At 51.9% G+C, this 20,718-nt stretch carries 14 protein-coding genes; 11 read left to right on the forward strand and 3 right to left on the reverse strand.

The window, feature by feature from the left end; all coding sequences use genetic code 11:
• Window positions 1-17: 17 nt before the first annotated feature.
• On the reverse strand, window positions 18-1,400 hold the full coding sequence (locus ACFE8Q_RS19245) for a sensor histidine kinase (RefSeq protein ID WP_375447061.1): 1,383 nt from the start codon (window positions 1,398-1,400) through the stop codon (window positions 18-20).
• A 110-nt stretch (window positions 1,401-1,510) separates the two neighbouring features.
• Here ACFE8Q_RS19245 and dtd point away from each other — a divergent pair, with 110 nt between their 5' ends.
• The 4 genes from dtd (at window position 1,511) to ACFE8Q_RS19265 (ending at window position 5,677) form a co-directional block, all read left to right on the forward strand.
• Window positions 1,511-1,960, forward strand: a complete 450-nt coding sequence (dtd, locus tag ACFE8Q_RS19250) for a D-aminoacyl-tRNA deacylase (RefSeq protein ID WP_375447062.1) — start codon at window positions 1,511-1,513, stop codon at window positions 1,958-1,960.
• A gap of 163 nt (window positions 1,961-2,123) precedes the next feature.
• Window positions 2,124-2,765 carry an O-methyltransferase gene (locus ACFE8Q_RS19255; RefSeq protein ID WP_375447063.1) on the forward strand — a complete coding sequence of 214 codons (642 nt, stop codon included), beginning with the start codon at window positions 2,124-2,126 and terminating at the stop codon, window positions 2,763-2,765.
• 3 nt (window positions 2,766-2,768) lie between these two features.
• On the forward strand, window positions 2,769-5,102 hold the full coding sequence (locus ACFE8Q_RS19260; protein WP_375447064.1) for a LysM peptidoglycan-binding domain-containing protein: 2,334 nt from the start codon (window positions 2,769-2,771) through the stop codon (window positions 5,100-5,102).
• 5 nt (window positions 5,103-5,107) lie between these two features.
• Window positions 5,108-5,677, forward strand: a complete 570-nt coding sequence (locus ACFE8Q_RS19265; RefSeq protein ID WP_375447065.1) for a DUF3109 family protein — start codon at window positions 5,108-5,110, stop codon at window positions 5,675-5,677.
• A gap of 46 nt (window positions 5,678-5,723) precedes the next feature.
• On the opposite strand, the gene ACFE8Q_RS19270 is transcribed toward ACFE8Q_RS19265, so the two are convergent.
• Complete coding sequence (locus tag ACFE8Q_RS19270) at window positions 5,724-6,098, reverse strand: DoxX family protein (RefSeq protein WP_375447066.1); 375 nt, start codon at window positions 6,096-6,098, stop codon at window positions 5,724-5,726.
• A 183-nt stretch (window positions 6,099-6,281) separates the two neighbouring features.
• Window positions 6,282-6,443: a hypothetical protein gene (locus tag ACFE8Q_RS19275; RefSeq protein WP_375447067.1), complete on the reverse strand. Its 162-nt coding sequence runs from the start codon at window positions 6,441-6,443 to the stop codon at window positions 6,282-6,284.
• 140 nt (window positions 6,444-6,583) lie between these two features.
• On the opposite strand from ACFE8Q_RS19275, the gene ACFE8Q_RS19280 reads away from it, so the two are divergent.
• From ACFE8Q_RS19280 to ACFE8Q_RS19310, 7 genes are all read left to right on the forward strand, one after another.
• Complete coding sequence (locus ACFE8Q_RS19280; RefSeq protein WP_375447068.1) at window positions 6,584-7,162, forward strand: 3-coathanger stack domain-containing protein; 579 nt, start codon at window positions 6,584-6,586, stop codon at window positions 7,160-7,162.
• Window positions 7,163-7,304: 142 nt separating this feature from the next.
• Window positions 7,305-9,656, forward strand: coding sequence for a glycosyltransferase family 4 protein (locus ACFE8Q_RS19285; protein ID WP_375447069.1), 2,352 nt, complete (start codon window positions 7,305-7,307; stop codon window positions 9,654-9,656).
• Between the two features lie 142 nt (window positions 9,657-9,798).
• Window positions 9,799-11,286, forward strand: coding sequence for a glycoside hydrolase family 130 protein (locus tag ACFE8Q_RS19290; RefSeq protein WP_375447070.1), 1,488 nt, complete (start codon window positions 9,799-9,801; stop codon window positions 11,284-11,286).
• Between the two features lie 234 nt (window positions 11,287-11,520).
• Window positions 11,521-14,775, forward strand: a complete 3,255-nt coding sequence (locus tag ACFE8Q_RS19295) for a SusC/RagA family TonB-linked outer membrane protein (RefSeq protein ID WP_375447071.1) — start codon at window positions 11,521-11,523, stop codon at window positions 14,773-14,775.
• Window positions 14,776-14,795: 20 nt separating this feature from the next.
• A complete protein-coding gene (locus tag ACFE8Q_RS19300; protein ID WP_375447072.1) occupies window positions 14,796-16,313 on the forward strand; it encodes a SusD/RagB family nutrient-binding outer membrane lipoprotein in 1,518 nt (505 codons plus the stop codon).
• An 18-nt stretch (window positions 16,314-16,331) separates the two neighbouring features.
• Window positions 16,332-17,195 (forward strand): BT_3987 domain-containing protein, encoded by an 864-nt coding sequence (locus ACFE8Q_RS19305; protein ID WP_375447073.1) that lies wholly within the window; start codon window positions 16,332-16,334, stop codon window positions 17,193-17,195.
• A 387-nt stretch (window positions 17,196-17,582) separates the two neighbouring features.
• Window positions 17,583-20,717 (forward strand): SusC/RagA family TonB-linked outer membrane protein, encoded by a 3,135-nt coding sequence (locus tag ACFE8Q_RS19310; protein WP_375447074.1) that lies wholly within the window; start codon window positions 17,583-17,585, stop codon window positions 20,715-20,717.
• The last annotated feature ends 1 nt before the right edge of the window (window position 20,718 follow it).

Below are 20,718 nucleotides of genomic sequence, written 5' to 3' on the forward strand. Positions count from 1 at the left end.
GCGTGCGGGTTTACCCTTTACCCATCAATGGGCAGGCAAACGGTGAAGGTAGTCGAGCCGGGTTTAGAGTTGACTTTAATGCTGCCGTTGTGGTGCCTGATCACGCCCTGCACAATATCCAGGCCCAGACCGGAGCCTTTACCGACGCCTTTTGTGGTAAAAAATGGCTCGAAAATCTTCTTCTGAATCGCGTCGGGAATGCCCGATCCATTGTCGGTGAAGGTGGTATAAAGAAACTTTTCGCTTTCCAGGTAGCTGCGAATGGTCAGCGCACCGCCCTTCTCCGGCATGGCGTCGATGGCATTGTCGATGAGGTTGGTCCAGACCTGATTCAGTTCGCCGGGCCAGCCGCAGAGTGTGGGTAAATCGTCGGGAATATCGACGGTGACGGCTATGTTTCGGGCGCGTACCTTGTGGCCCAGCAGGGTGAGCGTGCTTCGGATGCCTTCGGCCAGATCGACCGTTTCTTTGCCCGCCCCCCGGTCCATATGCGTGTACGATTTGATCGACGCTACCAGCGTAGCCATCCGGCTCGACGCTTCGCCAATATCGACGACCAGTTTTTCGGTAACCAGATTATTGCTCACCCATTCCAGCACGCCGGTTAAGTTGGCCTTGCCTACCTGCTCCAGAATCGTCTCCAGATCATCTTCCGAGAAATTATAATCGGCCAGCGAACTAGCCAGATCGGCTGCTTCAGGTACGTCATGATCGTCGAGCCAGTCGGTGAGGTCATCTTCCAGGCTGCTTCGTTCCAGCAGCGACAGCGGTTTCGCCCGGTGGTCAAGTTTATTGAAGAGCCACTCGTCTACGGCGTCGGTTTGCACATCGGTCAGGGCCAGGCCCATGATCACTTTAAATCGTTCGGGCGTGGCGCGCATGTGCCCTTTCAACGCTTCCGCATTGCGCACGATAGCCGCCACGGGATTATTCAGTTCGTGGGCCAGCCCGGCCGATAGCCGACCCAGCGAGGCCATTTTCTCTTCCTGCTGCACCTGATGCGCAAACGACCGTACCCGATCGGTCATCTGCTGAACGAATGTTTCGGTGAGTTCGTAGCAGGTGCTGGTCATCTCGCGCAGGTGATCGCGGTGCAGACCCAGCGTGCGCACGTCTGTTTCGGCCACGATCGGGAACCGCGCCTCGGCCATTCGGGAATAGGGCAGCAGCCCCAGCACAGCCGGAGCCAGGTACGTTATCAGGTCTTCAGATGCCTGACCAATTATATTAATTTGCCCGTCGAGCAGCAACCGTAGCGAGTCGATCGGTTTCTGGGCCTCGTAGATGACATGGCCTTTGGGGAAACTGGCTTCCTCCGCCCGTTCGAGCAGCCAGGATAATTGCTCGTCAGGTACGTTGGCAAATTGAGGAAAAGCGTGCAGGTCGTTGAGAGTAACCATAGTCGATGCGTTTAAGAGCTTGTGGGAAACGAAGATAAGGTAGCCAACTACGGGAATCGACCAACTCATGGCTTAGTTTTGCGATAATGACAACCTACTGACGTAACTATATGATTGCTGTTCTTCAACGTGTTTCTGAAGCGGCTGTTCGCATTGACGGGCATGTACGTGGTCAGATTCAGCGTGGCTTTTTAGTACTGCTGGGCATTACGCACACCGACACGTCGGACGATGTGGTCTGGTTGGCGAGAAAGATTGCCGGGATGCGTATCTTCAGCGACGAGGCTGGCAAGATGAACCTGGATCTGGCTACCGTTGAGGGAAGTATCCTGCTAATCAGCCAGTTTACTCTTCATGCTGAAACAAAAAAAGGAAATCGGCCCAGTTTTGTCGAAGCGGCTAAACCTGATCTCGCTATTCCACTCTATGAACAACTGATTGCCCGACTTTCTGCGGAGGTGGGTCACCCCATTCAAACGGGTGAGTTTGGGGCAGATATGCAGGTGTCGCTGGTCAATGACGGACCCGTTACCATTATTATCGACACGAAGAAACAGTAATTCGTCTCTGTATCAGTTATGCCATATCTCCAGGATATGGCATAACTGATACAGAGACGAATTACGACAACGTACCTGAGCAACCGTATACTGACAATAGCTTTCCACCGTTTTTGGAGAAAACCGTACTTTTACAGTCAATCTCCGCTTCACAGCGTACCGAATGAACTTTCTGCCGACTGATGTTGCCGACTATGCCGATGTGCATACCTCGCCTGAAGACGAGGTGTTACAGCGATTAAACCGCGATACCCACGCCCATATATTACACGCACGAATGCTGTCGGGGCATTTACAGGGGCGGCTTTTATCCATGTTTTCGCACATGATTCGTCCCCGGCGGGTGCTCGAAATTGGCACGTACACGGGTTATTCGGCCATTTGCCTGGCCGAAGGGCTGGCCAACGGGGGCCGCCTTATCACGATTGACAAGAACGAAGAACTGGAGTCGATAGCCCGGCGCTACTGGGCTGAAACGCCTTATGCCGCGCAGATCGACCTGCGTATTGGCCGGGCCAGCGAACTGATTCCAGAGTTGAATGAGGTGTTTGACCTTGTTTTCATCGACGCCGATAAAGAGAATTACGGGCTATATTATGACCTGGTCTTTGATAAGGTCAGACCGGGAGGTTTCATTCTGGCCGATAATGTGCTGTGGAGTGGTAAAGTGGTGGAGCCCATCAAGCCCGCCGACCGCGACACGCAGGCCGTAGTCGCCTTTAATCAAAAAATTCACACCGACCCCCGCGTCGAGAATCTGCTGTTGCCCGTTCGCGACGGCATCCTTATTGCCCGTAAACTGTAACCTATGAAACACGCCCTGACCTTCTTCTTCCTATGGTTCGCGCTGACGGCCTCCGCCCAGCCCGTACCGAGCCCCACTGTGCCAGAGCAAGTGACATTTGCCGATCTGACGGTTCGGTTCGACCCCGATGCGCGGCGATTGATTCAGCAGGATGTGAACGCCCTGATGAGCAACCGGCAATACTGGAATGCGAAACTCGACCGGGCGCTGCTGTACTTTCCGATCATCGAAACGATCCTGCTGACCGAAAAAATACCGACCGATTTCAAATACCTCGCGCTCCAGGAAAGCTCATTGACGCCCGATGCCGTATCGTCTTCACAAGCCGTAGGTTTCTGGCAGTTCAAGCGCGAAACAGCCCAGGACTATGGTATGGTGGTGAATGAAGAGGTAGACGAGCGGAAAAATATTTCGTCATCGACCGCCGCTACGGCCCGATACCTCCGCCGCAGTAATGGCATGTATTCCAACTGGTTATCGTCGCTATTCTCGTTCTACCTCGGCACGGGAGGCATCAGCAAACTCGTTTCGCCCGATTGGGCCAACTCGCGCGACGTCACACTCGATGGCCGCACCGACCGGTACATGCTCCGGTTCTTTGCCCACAAACTGGCCGTTGAATACGCCATTCGGAATTATCAGCCTGTCAATACGTTTTCGCTGGTGGAATACAACGGTGGTGCCGGCAAGACGATCGACGAAATTGCGAGTGAACTGAGCCTGAACGCCAACGACATACGTACCTACAACCGCTGGCTGCTGATTGACCACGTACCCATCGACAAGCCGTATGTGCTGGTTATTCCAACCCCAAACGGACAGATCAATGACCTGCGTCAACGGATTGCGCAGGCAACCGATAAACCCATCAAGGCGGTCGTAACCGACGACATCGGTTTCCCGGTGTTGAAGCGCGTAACCCAGGCAACGGCGTCGGCCAATGACCCGATCTTGTACGAAATAAACGGTTTGCCCGGTATTCAGGCCCAGAGCGGCGACAATGCCGGTTCGCTGGCACGGAAAGCAAAGATCAGCCTGTCGAGCTTCCTGCGTTTCAACGACATGGGCGAACGCGACGCCATTACGGCCGGTGAAGTGTATTATTTAGCTAAGAAACGGAAGAAAGCACTGGTGCCATTCCACACGGCCCGTATTGACGAGAACATGCGCGGTATTTCGCAACGGTATGCGCTTCGGCTGAAAAAACTGCTCCGCTACAACAGAATGGACCGGGTGCAGAAATTGCAGGTTGGCCGGGTGTTATGGCTACGCGAACGTCGCCCGTCGAAAACGCCGATCGAGATCATGAACGCCCCTACCCCACCCGTTTACGACAATTCGCCCGCCACACCGTCGACCCGGCCCGTTGTTGAACGGACTGGCCTGGACCCCGCCAACGGGCAAACGGCCAACGCTATTCCGCGCAATGCCTCGGAACGGAAACGGTATCAGCCCAAACTACTGGGTAACGCCACCCCACCGACCCAGTCTGACGAGCCGCGGGGAACAGATCCCAATCCAGCCCCGTCGCGTACAGCAACGACGCCCGTGACCCGACCCGTTGCGGCGGCACCCACCCCTACTGTGACTACGGCCGTAACCCCTGACCGGGCCAACCCGGGCGAAACCGTGGAAGTACCGATTGCGCCTCCCCGCGATGCCGGTTCACCCCAACGCACCATTATTGTTCGATCGGAAGGTGAAACCGTTCGCGAACGCACAACGCCCGCCCGGCCGGTGACAGGTTCAGGTACGTTCGCCGAAACACCCGATCCGACGGAAAGCGCGACTACCAGCCAGCCCGTAAAAAAACCGCAGCAACAACAACCTGTTGAGCGGGAGCCATTACCGCGCAATCAGTCGGTTACGATTCCGCCGCTGCCGCCTATGACTACGGCAGCGCCCCCGGCGGCAGAACCCAGCAAAGGCCGAACCATGAAACATACGGTAGAGCCGGGACAAACATATTACAGCCTGTCGCGGTACTATGGTGTAACCGTCGAGGAGTTACTGGCAAGCAATAACCTGACTTCAGAGGATAAATTAGCTGTTGGGCAAACGCTGGTCGTGCAGAACATTCCAGCGGGTTTCCCTGCCGGTCAGCCTACGTCAGGTGCCGCTACAAATCCGGCTGGTACGCCTCGCTCGGGTTCACCCATTCCGCCCGTTACCGTTGTGCCGCCTGTGGCCGAACCGACTTACCATGTGGTGGCAAAAGGAGAAACGCTGTACCGTATCTCCAGGACCTACAACGTTACCATCGAGCAACTGCTGCAATGGAACGATTTACGTGATTTGGGTGTGAAAGAGGGTCAGAAGTTGAAAGTAAGCCAGTAGCCTCCATGATTTTAATCGACCATACCGTCATCAGCGACGACATTGCTGAGCAGTTTTTCGTCTGCAACCTCAATAAATGCAAGGGTGCCTGCTGTGTGGAAGGCGACGCCGGTGCTCCGCTCGAACGCGACGAACTGGCTAAACTACGGGACGTATACCCCGAAGTGAAACCGTATCTGTCGGCCGCGGGCATTCAGGCAATCGAGGCGCAGGGCCTTTACGAAGCCGATGAAGACGGCGACTACGTAACCACGACCGTCGGCGGACGCGAGTGTGTGTATGCCATTTACGACGAGAAAAACATCCTGAAATGCGGCATCGAAGAGGCGTATAACGACGGAAAGATCAACTGGAAAAAGCCGATTTCGTGCCATCTGTACCCGATCCGCGTCACGAAGTATGATCAATACCACGCGCTGAACTACGACCGGTGGCCAATCTGCGCGCCTGCCTGCGGCTTCGGCAAAGAATTGAACGTACCTATCTATAAATTCGTCCGCGAAGCCCTTGTCCGCGCCTACGGGCAGGTTTGGTACGACAAACTGGTCAACGAGATCGAAGGAGACAAAGAATAGGAACGTTCCTATTCTTTGTCAGCCAGGCAACACCTCCGGTCGATTTTCAGCCGGTACTCCCTCCCTGCTGCCTTTTGTGATAGTAGAGATACGATAAAAGCCCTACAGCCGGGATAATCAGCATGGGTGCCCAGGTACTGATCGGCTGCACAAAAGCCACGGAATAGATCGCGCCAATAACATCGTACATCAATCCGGCGTAGGCCCATTCTTTGATGCGGGGATAACCCGGCACTAGTATGGCAATGACGCCCAATGCTTTTGCCCAGCCCAGAAAGGGGACCAGATGAGCCGGAAACCCAATTCCTTTGAACCCTTCCACTGCCATTGGCATAATCAGAATATCCGGAATGGCTGATCCGAACATAAAGAAGGCGAACAGGCCTGTGAAGACCCAGTAGAGAACGGTTATCTTTTTCATGCGTGTTATAAAGTAGTTGTTATCTGATTAACAGATCAAATATACAGACTTACACAGCGGGGAACGGGGGGTAAAAGCGGCGATCTGAGGGGGTGATTGCGCCATCTTTCCAGCCCGAATGAGCACTCCTTGTCTTGTAAACCCAGGTGGTTTGGCACGGCCTGTTGCTCTTGCCTGATACACTTACTTTTCTTTCTTTTTCAACTTCCGAACCTGCTCCTGCTCATAGGCATCACGCTGCCGTTTATCAGCCAGCAGGTTACGGTATAGCCCGTTCAGGACATAAATATCATCGACTTCTTCGATGAGCAGGTGAAGTTGTTCGCGGATGTGTTCTACTTTCATAACAGGTTGTTCGGGGCCATTGACTCTTTAAAAATAACCCCTTCTTCCGGTAATTGGTTAGCATTCAGTTAATCGTTTTTTAAAGATGTAACTAAACTATTGACCGAAATTCTGTAAACTTGTTGAAACGATCGGCATCCATGAAACAGACGCTACTTTTTCTTTCTCTTTGTGTTGCCGCTACTGCCGCTCAGGCGCAGAACACAGGGCAACGCACGGCCACTAAATCAGTCTTCAGCAATACATCAATAGCACTGGTTGATGCCGTTGGCACCAACGCCCCTGTCGACGTGCAGGCGGTTGACCAGATTACCGCCACGAACATAGTGGAGCGGTCGGCTACGGCTACCTACACAGCCGGAAAAGCAATTGTTTTTCAGCCTGGTTTCGAAGCAAAAGCAGGCTCTGTTTTCGCAGCGACCATTGCACCCGTAGCTGCCCGATCTGCCGAAGCAAGCTCGGACCTGACCGTGTCGGCCTGGCCGAATCCATTTCAGGACCTGACCACGGTTGAGTATAAACTTCCAGAAAGCAGCACTGTGAAGCATACCCTGACCGATGCCCGTGGCGCTATTCTCAGGCAGAATGCCCCAACCGATGCACAGCCAGCCGGCGTATACAAGGTAGGCGTAGACGGAGCTAACCTGCCGACCGGGGTCTATATATATCAACTACAGACGGGCACACAAACCAAGACAATTCGCCTGCTAAAACAATAAGCAACGAAAGGATCTACCGACTTAATGCAAAAAGCCAGCCCAAGTGTGCTGGCTTTTTGCATTAAGTCCATTCTGTAAAGAATTGAACAGGGTTTACAGAAATAGTGTTAAAAGTAGACAAATACTCACTACTCAATTAGTTATGATAACAAACACGGGATCTGCATCGCTCCGGAGGCAAACGCCAAAGAACATAGCTTTCATCGGAGACTACCTGCCCCGGCAGTGTGGTATCGCTACATTTACCTCCGACCTGTATCAGTCATACGCCCGGTTCATTCCAGACGCCAAACCGTGGGTAGTCTCGGTCAACGACACGCTCGAAGGCTATGATTACCCCGATGAGGTCCGGTACGACTTTTACCAGCATGACCTGGAAGCCTACCGGAAAGCTGCCGAATTTCTGAACTCTAAAAACGTTGATGTTGTCTGCCTTCAGCATGAATACGGTATCTACGGCGGGCCAGCGGGTAACTACATCCTGACGTTACTTCGCGGGCTGACAATGCCCATTGTGTCAACTTTTCATACCATCCTGAAGAACCCCGATCAGGATCAGTTGCTAACCCTGAAAGCGATTGCCGACGTGTCGGCACGGGTGGTCTGTATGTCGGAAAAAGGGCGTCAGTTTCTGACGACGATCTACGAAATTCCTGATGAGAAAATTGATGTCATCGCGCACGGCATTCCCGATATGTCGTTTGTCGATCCGCATTTCTACAAAGATCGGTTCGGCCTTGAAGGCAAGCAGGTGCTGCTTACGTTTGGGCTTTTATCGCCCAACAAAGGCATCGAAAACGTCATTAATGCCCTTCCACGCATTGTAGAGCAGTTTCCCAATGTCGTTTATATGGTGTTGGGTGCTACGCATCCGCACTTGATCAGGCATGAGGGGGAAGCGTACCGCGACAAGCTGAAGCAACTGGCGGAGACGAACGGAGTACGAAACAACATTCAGTTTTACAACCAGTTTGTCGAACTCGACGATCTGCTTGAGTTTCTCGGTGCTGCCGACATTTACATAACCCCTTATTTGAATCCCGCCCAAATCACGTCAGGTACGTTAGCGTACTCGGTTGGTGTGGGGAAAGCCGTGATTTCTACTCCTTACTGGCATGCCGAAGAACTGCTGGCCGACGACCGGGGCCGCCTAGTTCCCTTTGGCGATTCAGAGGCTATTGCCAACGAAGTAATTAACTTACTGAGCGACGAACCCGCCCGCCATGCCATGCGTAAGCGGGCCTATCTGATGGGGCGTGGCATGATCTGGGAGCGTGTTATTGGGGAGTACGCTGATTCGTTTGCTCAGGCTCGCCACGAACGAATGAGTGCGACCTACACACCGGGACTTTATCCGGGCGGTTTGGGCGGTGGCCTTCATTTACCCACCTTAAAGCTTGATCATGTATATCGCCTGACCGATTCGACCGGTATGATTCAGCACGCGCGGTATCATCTGCCTTTTTACGAAGAAGGCTACTGCACCGATGATAATGCCCGTGCCCTGATACTAACCCTACTGCTGAAAGAATCGGGGGTTCACGACCGGCGTGTCGACCAGTTGGCTGATACGTATATGGCGTTCATCAACCACGCCTATTCAGATGAACACCGGCAGTTTCGGAATTTTATGAGTTACGATCGGCGCTGGCTCGAAGAGGTGGGCTCTGAAGACAGCACGGGGCGAACCATCTGGGCGCTGGGTACGTGCATTGGCCGCACCGACGAGCAGAACGCGCTCGTGTGGGCGATGAGCCTGCTTGAACAGGTGCTGCCCTCTACGCTGGCTATGCAGTCGCCGAGGTCGTGGGCCTTTGCCCTGCTGGGCATCAATGAATACCTGAAGCGCTTCAGCGACGACCGGCTGGCCAAGAACATTCGCACAAAACTGGTGGCTAAGCTCCTGTTTAGATTCAGCGAAACGGCCACGCCCGACTGGCAATGGTTCGAGAACACGGTGGCCTATGATAATGGCGTCTTGTGCCATGCGCTTATTGTTTCCGGCGATCCAGAAGCTGTTTCCATCGGCTTGAAAGCCTTAACCTGGTTGATGGATCTGCAAACGTCGAAGCCGGGAACGACTCCGCAAAAAACGCCGCTGGGTGTTGATAATCGGACTCATTTCCAACCAATCGGCTCCAACGGTTTCCACGTAAAAGGCATGCCCCGGGCCGAGTTTGACCAGCAACCGCTGGAAGCCTACAGCTCTATTTCGGCCTGTCTGGCAGCGTGGCGTAGTACAGGCGATATTGACTGGCAGCGCCGGGCCATGCGTGTTTTCCGCTGGTTTACGGGCCTGAATGACCTGGGGTTGCCTCTTTACGATTCAATGACCGGCGGTTGCCGGGATGGCCTGCATATTGACCGGGTAAACCAGAATCAGGGTGCCGAATCGACATTATCTTACCTGCTGTCGCTGGCCGAATTACAACTGGCTTTTCAACCAACAATTGAAAAATCGATTGCCCGGTCAGCCGTAAGTGTCTTATCTTAGCCTTGTATATCTATATGGTTTAACGTTTAACGACTACCATTCACTGTTGCTCTGCCTGATCGGTAATTACTATTTTCTGTCTATAGTTATGACATGCCGGGCAACATTGGACGTTAGAGGTTAACCATTGAACCAATCTCCTATGAGCCTAAAAGCCACTCGTACGGGCGTTGTCTTGCGTCCCGATCCGGCCCGTGTGCTGTTTCGTCCTTTCGATTTGGGCAACAGCACCCGCGTTTTGAAGATCATCGCCCGTGTCAATTCGTTAACGGAAGACGAAGTTCGTCAAAAGCTGGATGAAGTAATCCGCGAATTCGGCAACCGCCATCATAAGCTGAACCCATTTTTTCTGCGCCGGTTCGATCAGGTAAAAAGCCAGTTACTGACCGACGAACCACTCACCGACGAACGTAAACTGTTGCTGGGCGCGTATTTCACGATGGAGTACTCGCTGGAATCGGCCGCGCTGTTTAATCCGTCGATGGTATGGCATCCAGATCAAACAAATTTGCCCGCTGGTTATAAGCGCTTTGTGCTCAGTCTGCGCGCTACCGGCGAAGGTCACATCTCGTCCATCTCCTTCCGGACTGGGTATATTGACGGGGAAGGAAAAGTGATTCTCCAGAAACCGTCCAGGTACGTTACCTCGCCCGAAGCCATTGTCAGCCAGCAGTTTGACAAGGCAACGTTTGTAAAAAAGCTGTATGAACTTCGGTTGATCAACAGCATTTCAGAGGGAATTCTGGCAGGCCTCAGCGATGAGTTCACACTGCAGGACATTGAGGCGCAGGTAAAACGGGTGATGAGCCAGTTTAGACACAATGCCGAGTACGAAACGATTACCAGCGGCCTGCTGGCCCTGGCCCGGTCGAACTACGAAATGCACTTCGATGATGACCAGAGCATCGATGAGCGGTGTATTTTCCCGCATTCACCCAATGAGACCAATGGCATTGAAGACGCCCGCTTTGTTGAGTTTCGGGACGACGACGGCGAAATTACCTACTACGCCACTTATACCGCCTACAACGGCCGGGTAACGTTTCCACAATTACTGGAGACGAAAGATTTCACTCATTTCGCCATCAGCACGCTGAATGGCGCGGAGGTGCAGAATAAAGGGATGGCTCTTTTTCCGCGTAAAATCAACGGGCGCTATGCTACACTATCACGGCAGGATGGCGAGAACATATTCCTGATGTACTCGGAAGACCTGTACTTCTGGCAGACGAAAGAATTGATTGTTAAACCGACGTACCCGTGGGAATATGTGCAACTTGGTAACTGCGGATCACCGATCGAAACAGAGGCTGGCTGGCTGGTATTGAGTCACGGTGTAGGGCCAATGCGCAAATATGCCATTGGCGCGTTTCTGCTTGACCTCAACGATCCATCCAAAGTGATTGGCCGTACGAAAGACCCATTGCTTAGCCCCGACGAAAACGAGCGTGAAGGGTACGTACCTAATGTAGTATACAGTTGCGGTGGACAGATTCATGGCAACACGCTTATTATCCCTTACGCCATGTCTGATTATGCCAGCAGTTTTGCTACTGTCAACGTCGATGAACTGCTGGCTGAATTAACTGGTGGACAAGTTGCAGCCAGACAAATAGCTACCGTATTTTAGCTTAAGCATTTTATACTATCACTTTGCTCCGTATTTTCTACGGAGCAATTTTTATTTTGAGTATTATCATGAAATTAATATATGACCGAATTTTATATAGATTATTTTAATGATAGCCAAATAAGATCAGTTAAATAGAGTTAAAAAACAATTTGTTCGCTTGACAACAATTTGGTAATTTTGAATAAGAGTGTCAACAAATATTTCATTTATAAACTAATCGACTCACTCAAAATGAGAAAACTTTTAATGGTCGCACAGCTACTGCTGTGCCTATTCAGCCTTCCCCTGCTGGCGCAGGACCGGACGATTACCGGACGCGTCACCTCCGGTGAAGACGGGTCCCCCCTGCCTGGCGTTAATATCGCCATCAAAGGCACCACCCGCGGGGTCACTACCGATGCCGATGGCAACTATCGACTTAGTGTTCCTTCAGGTACTGTCCGGCTTATCTACTCCTTTATCGGATTCGTTTCTCAGGAAGTCGTTACCGGGGCCCAGACTACGCTCAACATCACGCTGTCGCCCGATGCGACCAACCTCAACGAGGTAGTTGTCACCGCCTTCGGTATTCAACGGAATGCCCGTGAGATAGGTACGTCGGTAACGCGGGTAAACAATGAACAGATTGTTCAGGCTGCTCCCGTCAACATTGCCAGCGGCCTGACTGGCAAAGTAGCTGGTTTACAGGTCAATTTGACCAACAATGGGGTGGGCTCCAACCCACGTCTGACCATCCGGGGTAACCGTTCTTTCCTGGGTAACAACCAGGCCTTGCTGGTTGTCGACGGGGTACTGACAGATATTTCTTTTCTGGCTTCGATCAACCCGAACGACATCGACAACACGTCTATCCTGAAAGGGCCATCAGCGGCTGCTCTGTACGGCTCGGATGCCTCGAACGGCGTATTGATCGTTAATACCAAGCGTGGTGGTGGCAAAAACAAGGCTCAGGTGTCGTATACCAACAACACCCAGTTCGAGAGCATCTCGTACATGCCTGACTTACAGCGCACATTCAGTTCCAACGGTGGTGAAGGCAATCCTTTCCTCGATGCCAACGGCTATCGCCTGTATGTACCCTATGAAAACCAGCAGTTTGGTCCCCGCTACGACGGCTCGATCCAGCCCCTGGGTTATGGCGTGCAGATTCGCAACGCGGATGGGTCTATTCGTCTGGATACCCTGAAAGTGCCTTTCACATCAACGGGCACCGATCCTCGCCGGGCGTTTTTCAACACTGGTACCACCGTACAACATGACCTTTCGTACCGGATCGGCGACGCTTCGGAATATTTCGGTCTGGGCATTCAGCGCGTAGACCAAAATGGCGTGGTACCTAATGATAAGTACTCACGAACCAACATTCTGATGAACGGTGGGCGCACCATCGGTAAGTTCTCGGCTAATGGCAAAATTAACTTCACCTACACCAACAAAAATGTTGAAAACGGTGATTTCTCGCAGGGCCGTCCGGTTTACTGGAACGTACTGAACCAGCCTGCCCACGCCCCCCTGCGCGACCCCCGCATCATGGACATCAATAGCCCCTATGGCGATGTGAACGGCTATTTCAATGCGTATTACCCAAACCCCTGGTGGCAGGTGTCGGGTGATAATTCGCGGGCGAAACAGGACATCTACGCGGTGCAGGGCTTCGCCGACGTAGCCTACCAGGTCAAGCCCTGGCTGAACGTGTTGTACCGGTTAGGTGGTCAGATCAACATCAACCAGTATAAGAGCAATCTGTCGGCGGTTTCATTCAGCGACTACGCCAAGTCTGACCCCTGGAGCGCGGGTAACATCGCTTCGTCGGTAAAGCAGGTGAACGGTAACGTTACGGATCAGAGTACCACCAGCACCCGGTTCACCGGTGACCTGCTGGTTACGCTCTCGCCCAAGTTTGGTGACTTTACTACTAAACTGATTTTAGGTCAGCAAACGCGGATACAGTATGCCCGGCAAATCACCTCATCGGCTGGCCAATTGGTGGTTCCCGGTGTGTATAACATCGCCAACCGCCTGGGTCAGTTAGTAGGCTCGGAATCTACATCACAGAGCCGCCTGGTAGGTGCCTTTGCTGATTTGACCGTTGGTTATAAAGACTACCTGTTCCTGAACGTGACAGGCCGTAATGACTGGACCTCGCTGCTGGCATCAGCCAACCGCTCATTCTTCTACCCAGGGGCCAACATCTCAGCTATTCTCTCCGAGGCCATTCCTGCTCTGAAAGGCAACAACACGCTAACGTACCTGAAACTGCGCGGTGGCTATGCCAAGGCGGGTAACGTGAACGTAGATCCGTACCAGTTGCAAAATACCTTCAACCCCGGTACGGGCGTGGGTGCTTTCTTCCCATTCGGTAGCCAGCCCGGCTTTGAATTGAGCAACCGCCTGAACTCACCAAATCTAAAGCCTGAATTTACCACCAATGTGGAAGCAGGGATCGAGTTTGGCCTGTTTAGCCGCGTGAACGCGGAAGTGGTTGTTTATAATACGGTTACGTCTAACCAGACAGTGCCCATCGGGGTAGCTCGCTCAACGGGTTACACATCAGCCCTGATTAACACCGGTACGATGAAGAACCAGGGTGTGGAAGTGGAAGTAAAAACAACCCGGCCTATCGTTAATGCGGGCGGCTTCACCTGGAACCTGAACGTTAACTACACCTACAACAACAACATCGTAAGCGATGTATTTCCTGGCCTTGATCGGGTACAGCTTCCGCTCACCAATGGAGTAGGCTCGGATGTGTATGCGGCTGTTGGGAAAAACTACCCCGCTCTGTATACGACCGATATTGCCCGGGTGCAGAACACGAATCCGACAGGTGCCTATTACGACGCATCGGGTCAGTTTGTGGGTCGGCCGGTGGTAAACCCGGCTACTGGGTATCCTATCCTCAACACGGAGTTGCAATACCAGGGCACTACGCAACCTAAGAACCGTTTTGGCCTGTCTAACACGTTCGGATACAAAGGACTTACCCTGACAGCCGTAGTGGAATACCGGAGCGGAGCGGTTATCTACAACTCGCTGGGTAACGCGCTTGAGTTTACCGGTGCAGGTATTCGGACAACGTACAACGACCGGCAGAACTTTATCTTCCCTAACTCGGTCATCGTTAATGCCGACGGTTCGTTTGCCAACAACACCAGCGTAACCACCCGCGATGGCAACCTGGAGTTCTGGACCAACTCGGGTTACCACAATGCCGGTTCGAGCTACGTTACCTCGGCCGACTTCTGGAAGCTGCGTGAAGTAGCCCTGAGCTACGACATTCCTGCGTCTATTCTGGGCTGGACCAAGTTCGTTAAAACGTTTAACATCGCCCTCACCGGCCGTAACCTGCTTATGATCCGGCCCAAGACCAACGTCTTCACCGATCCTGAGTACTCGCTTGACAACTCAAACGCACAGGGTACCACCAACGAATACCAGACGCCCCCTACCCGCTTCTACGGTTTCCGGGTGGGTATTGGCTTCTAACCTCCAAACAAGACATCTCTATGCTTACTAAGAAACTAGCCCTCGGATCACTGGCCCTGCTGCTGATGACCGCTTCGGGCTGCAAAGACGAGTTTTTCGACGTCAACAATAACCCAAACCAGGTAACGGCGGCTACCCCCGAACTGGTGCTGCCCAACGCCCTGGCCAACACGGCGACCTATTACCAGACCAGCTTCACGTTTCTGAATCTGTGGATGGGCTACTGGAACTACAGCGGTAACTATTCGATCGCTACATCGGATAAGAACTACCAGTTCACCAACACGTTCAATCAGGGAGTGTGGAACAATGCGTATACCAACCTGAAGAACTACGACTATATCGAGAAGCAGGCACTGGCCCAGAACCAGCCCAATGCGCAGGCGATGGCCAAGATCATGAAGGCGTTTCACTACCAGATTCTGGTCGATACATACGGCAACATTCCGTATACGAACGCTTTGCAGGGATTGACTGTGGCGCAGCCTGCCTACGACACAGGGGTTGCAGTGTATGAAGACCTCTTCAAGCAGATCGATGCGGCACTGGCCTTGTTTGCCAGTGGTCAGACACGTGCGGCGGCTGGCGAGACCATCACCAACCCGGGCGTCAATGATATCATGTATCAGGGCGACATTAATAAATGGCGTAAGTTTGCCAATACGCTCAAATTGCGCATGATCCTGCGACAGAGCGAGCGGGCAGATCGGCAAGCGTTCATCCAGTCGGCACTGGCGGTACTGAAAGCCTCACCATATGGCTTCATCACCACCGCTGATCAGGGCGCAACCATCAACCCCGGTTACACGAACTCGACCAACCAGCAGAATCCGTTATACGCTACGTATGGCAATGGTGTAAATGGGCAGCCAGTAGAAAATAATAACATCTACAGGGCGGGTGGTTACGCGGTGAATTTCCTCGTCAGTACGCAGGACAGCCGGATATTTGGTCTCTATAATCCAGTGAGTGGCAATGCCTTCGGTGCTACCTTCTTTGGCACAATATCGCCGTTGGTGAATAGCCAGACGTCGAGTATCGGGCCTGGTGTGTTACAGAGTCCAGAACAGGATGCCCCTATTCTCTCTGCCGTAGAATCACTGTTTATACAAGCTGAAGCTGTACAGCGGGGTTATATCACGGGTAATGCCAAGACGTTGTACGAGTCGGCTATTACACAGTCGTATTCTGATCTAGGCATTTTCGATGATCAGGGTACGGCCGCCGATTATGCCCGTCAGTTCCTGGATAGTGGCAACGCAAACGTGACCTGGGATGTAGCGACCAACAAACTGGCCCTCATTCTTACGCAAAAATGGAATTCGCTGAACGGAACAGCCCCCTTCGAATCCTGGAGCGATTTCCGCCGTACGGGAATTCCGGCGGTGCCAATCTCACAAGACCCCAGCACCTCGATCAAGCAAATTCCGGCTCGCCTGTTGTATCCACAAACGGAGACACAGTATAATGAAACGGCTGTAAAAGCGCAAGGCACCGACAGCCAGTTCGACAAGACCAAAATCTTCTGGATTAAGTAAGACACAACATCAAAGACTATGAAAAATTATTTAAGTCTATGCCTGGCGGCTACTATTGCCCTTAGCATGACCTCCTGCCTCAAAGACGACGAACACTTCGTTGATTTCACGGCGACAGCTCCGGTGATTGATATTCCTACGTCGGCTTTCTACGGTGTAGTAGCTAACCAGGGACTTTCAATCCAGACGGCTCCGGTGAGCTACTCGTTCAACGTCAACCTGTCGGGCCCACAAACGCTGGGTCAGGATGTGACTGTGAATCTGGCCATCGACCCATCTGTGCTCACGGCCTATAACGCGGCTAATAGCACTAACTATAAGCCGTTACCATCTTCGCTGTATCAGTTCACGACAACGACAACGACTATTAAAGCAGGTCAGCGTTTAGCGCCAGTGTCCCTGAATTTCTTTTCGGGCTCTGACAAGATTACAGATCAGGTGGGTTATAACAACGCCAATTACGCCTTACCAATCCGGGTAACGGGCACCAGCAACAACCTGGCTGTAAGTAGTAATTTTGGCTACAAGATCATCTCGCTGAAACTCAAGAATCAGTATGATGGTACGTATGGCGCAACAGGTACGTTCACTCACCCGGTGAATGGTCCGAGGGCAATCAACGAAGAGAAGACGCTTCAAACCATTGACCTTAATACGGTTCAGACCAACTTCGCTGATTTAGGTAACCAAGGGTGGTTGATGCAATTGCGCGTCAATGCCGATAACACCGTTACACTGATTCCCAAAGGATCAGCCAATGCGGCTACGATACAATTTGGGGTCAACAAATATGATCCGGCCACCAAAACCTACACACTTAATTATAAGTATGCAGGTTCAGGCGGCGACCGGGTAATTAATGAGACCCTCAGACGTAAGTAGTTTAATTAGTCTCGCTTACCATAGAAAGGCGATGTCGGCATAAGCTGGCATCGCCTTTTTTCATTTAACTGGCATGCCCCACACTTCGTGGCTTTAAACGTAATCTTATCTGGATCAGTGGTGGGGTAACATTGGATTTTATTGTGTGTAACTTATTCAACGGATAAGCCGAATTATGAATATTAATCCTACATTAAAGTCAACTAATTCGCCAATAATTCTAAAATTAGATCGCTTACAGAATAAAATATACCTATTTCCCGCTATTTCAGAATAAAGTATACATGAAAAAGGATTGATAACAATTTGTTCGCAAAGCAACTATCTGGTAGTTTTGAGGAATCTTACCAATTTTTAATTCCATATTAAACTAATCAACTTTCTAACATGAGAAAACTTTTACTGATAGCTCAGCTTCTGCTGTGCTTCTTAAGTGTTCCTCTGCTGGCGCAAGACCGGATTATTTCGGGACGCGTTACCTCAAATGAGGACGGTGCGGCTATGCCAGGGGTGAATATTGCCATTAAAGGCACCACGCGGGGCGTTACAACCGATGTAGATGGGCAGTATAAAATCAGCGTTCCATCAGGCACGGTGCGTTTAATTTACTCATTCATCGGTTTCGTTACTCAGGAAGTCGTTACGGGTAATCAAACGTCTCTGAATGTTACGTTATCGCCAGACGCGACCAACTTGAACGAAGTTGTTATTACGGCTGGTGGTATCACGGCGCAACGTCGGGCACTGGGTAGCCAGTCTACTACCGTCAAAGCCCAGGACATTACCCAGGGCAAATCATCAAACATTGCAGCAGGCTTATCGGGTAAAGTACCAGGTTTGCTGATTTCGGCCGTAAGCAGTGGGGTTAACCCATCGTATCGGTTGGTTCTGCGTGGTAACCGTTCATTAACGGGCAATAACCAGGCACTTATCATCATCGACAACATTATCTCACCAAACAGCATTCTTGGCAACCTGAACCCGGAAGATATTGAAGATATCCAGGTGTTGAACGGGGCTGGTGCTGCCGCTCTTTACGGTTCAGATGCATCGAACGGTGCCCTGATCGTGACGACCAAGAAAGGAAAAGCGGGTCAGACACAAATTAAACTGTCGAATACGACCACGTTTGAAAAAGTAAGCTACCTGCCCCAATTGCAGCAGGGATTCGGGTCAGGTACTACGCCTGACGACGTACCTACGTACACTCCGTATGAGAACCAGCAGTACGGTCCTGCTTTTGACGGTTCGCCGGTTATCATCGGAAAGCCGCTGCAAGACGGCTCTATCCAGACGGTTCCTTACTCGTATGCGGGTTCGCGCGAGAAGTTCTGGCAGACGGGTGCCGCCAACCAGACCGATTTCAGCCTGTCGTCGGGCGATGACAAGTCGACATATTACCTGTCGGCTCAATATTTCGATCAGAAGTCGACGGTACCACAAGACGGCTACAAGCGGTACAGCATCCGGGCCAACAGTACGCGCCAGATCTACAAGAACCTGACGGCGATCTTCAATACCAACTTCATCGCCAACCGGTATGATCAGAGTAGCGCCACCGGAACAGCTTACCAGAACCTGCTGATGTCACCTGGTCAGGTAGATGTTACGAAATATTCGGATTGGCAGAATAACCCGTTCGCCAATCCGAATGGCTATTACAACGAGTATTTCCAGAACCCGTATTTCACGCTGGCCAACAACCGCGTTCAAACCCGGAATGACTATTTCCAGGGCAACATGGAGTTACGCTACCGGCCTGTTGAAAAGCTGCAACTGACCTACCGTGTGGGTATTACAACCCGGAACGTGTCGAGCAAGACCACAACGGGTAAGTTCACCTATTCAGACTATACCAAGAGTATTTCTGGTAGCTCTAAGACCGATAACCCCGGCGGAGTATCTGACAACAGCAGTTTCAACACACAGTTGGTGAATGACTTTCTGGCCGAGTATAAAACCAAGATTGGTCAGAATATCACGTTCGACATCGTTGGCGGTGCCAGTTTCCGCGACAACACCTCGAAAAACGTAGATGTTAGTGCCAGCAGCCTGGTTATCAACGGCCTGTACAACATTAGCAACTCGCTGAACAATCCGGCTGCGTTTGAATCGAACTACACGGCCCGTCAGGCTGGCGTATATGGCGAGACTCGGATCGGCTTCAAGGAGTTTATCTACCTGCACGTAACGGCCCGTAACGACTGGCGGTCGATTCTGGCGGCAGAAAACCGTTCGTTCTTTTACCCATCGGCCGACGTTTCCTTCATTGCCACCGATGCTATTCCTGCCCTTCAGAATACAAGCTGGTTACAGAGCCTGAAAATTCGGGGTGGCTACTCAAAAGTGGGTCAGATCAACTTAGGCAACTCAACCACATTTGGTGCCTATGCCCTGAATACAACCTTTAGCCAAGGGGCTGGTTACCCTTACTCAAGCGGAGCTGGTTTTACGATCAATAACGGCCTGGTTTCGGCTAGCCTGAAACCAGAGATTACGACCGGTGCCGAGGCAGGTTTCGACTTCGAGCTGAAGAAATACAACATCAGTGGTGGCCTGACGGTGTATAAAACCAATACCGTCGATCAAACCATCTCGGTATTCGTATCGTCGGCCTCTGGTTTCCAAAGCTTGCTGACCAACGTTGGTGAGGTAGAAAACCGGGGTTTAGAGACGTACCTGAGCTTTACGCCAATCAAGCTGGCCAATGGCCTGGAATTCTCCGTTGGCGCAAACTACACCCTCAACCGCAACAAGGTTATATCGCTGTCAGAGCAGTCAGATCAACTGATTCTGTCGAGCGTAGGTACGTCGGCACGGGTTCTGGCCAAAACCGGTCAGCCTTTCCCACTGCTACAGGCAACTACGTATAACCGCGATCCGCAGGGCCGTATCATCGTTGACCCAATTACCGGTTACCCAGCCAGCAATGGTAGCTTCAGCGATGTGGGCATCACGAACCCACCACACATCGTGGGTCTGAACACGACGTTGAAATACAAAGGGTTCCGTTTTACAACCGTGTTTGAATATCGGAACGGCCACTATATCTACAATAGCGTGTCGACAGGGTACGACTTCTCAGGTGCCGGTATTCGTACGGCCTGGTATAACCGCGACCGGTTTGTGATCCCGAATTCATCAGTTCTCCAGGCTGACGGTAGCTACGTAGCCAACACCAACATTGCTGTTCGCAGCGGTGGTGCCGATTTCTGGACTGATGGCACGCGTAACACGGGTATTGGCGAAAACTACGTGAACTCGGCCGGATTCTGGAAAATGCGTGAAGCGGCAATCTCTTACGATTTCCCACGGGCACTGTTAGCTAAATCGGGCTTTATCAAGGGGGCTACATTGAGCGCACAGGGCCGCAACCTGTTTATCTGGGTGCCAAAATCGAACCTGTACACCGATCCGGAATATAGCGCCAACGGTACAGACAGCAACGCAGTAGGTTTCACGACCCTGGCTCAGACTCCACCAGCGCGGTATTTCGGCGGCACTGTTTCGTTAACTTTCTAAT

Origin of the sequence: uncultured Fibrella sp. (assembly GCF_964250085.1) — a bacterium.
Lineage (GTDB): Bacteria > Bacteroidota > Bacteroidia > Cytophagales > Spirosomataceae > Fibrella.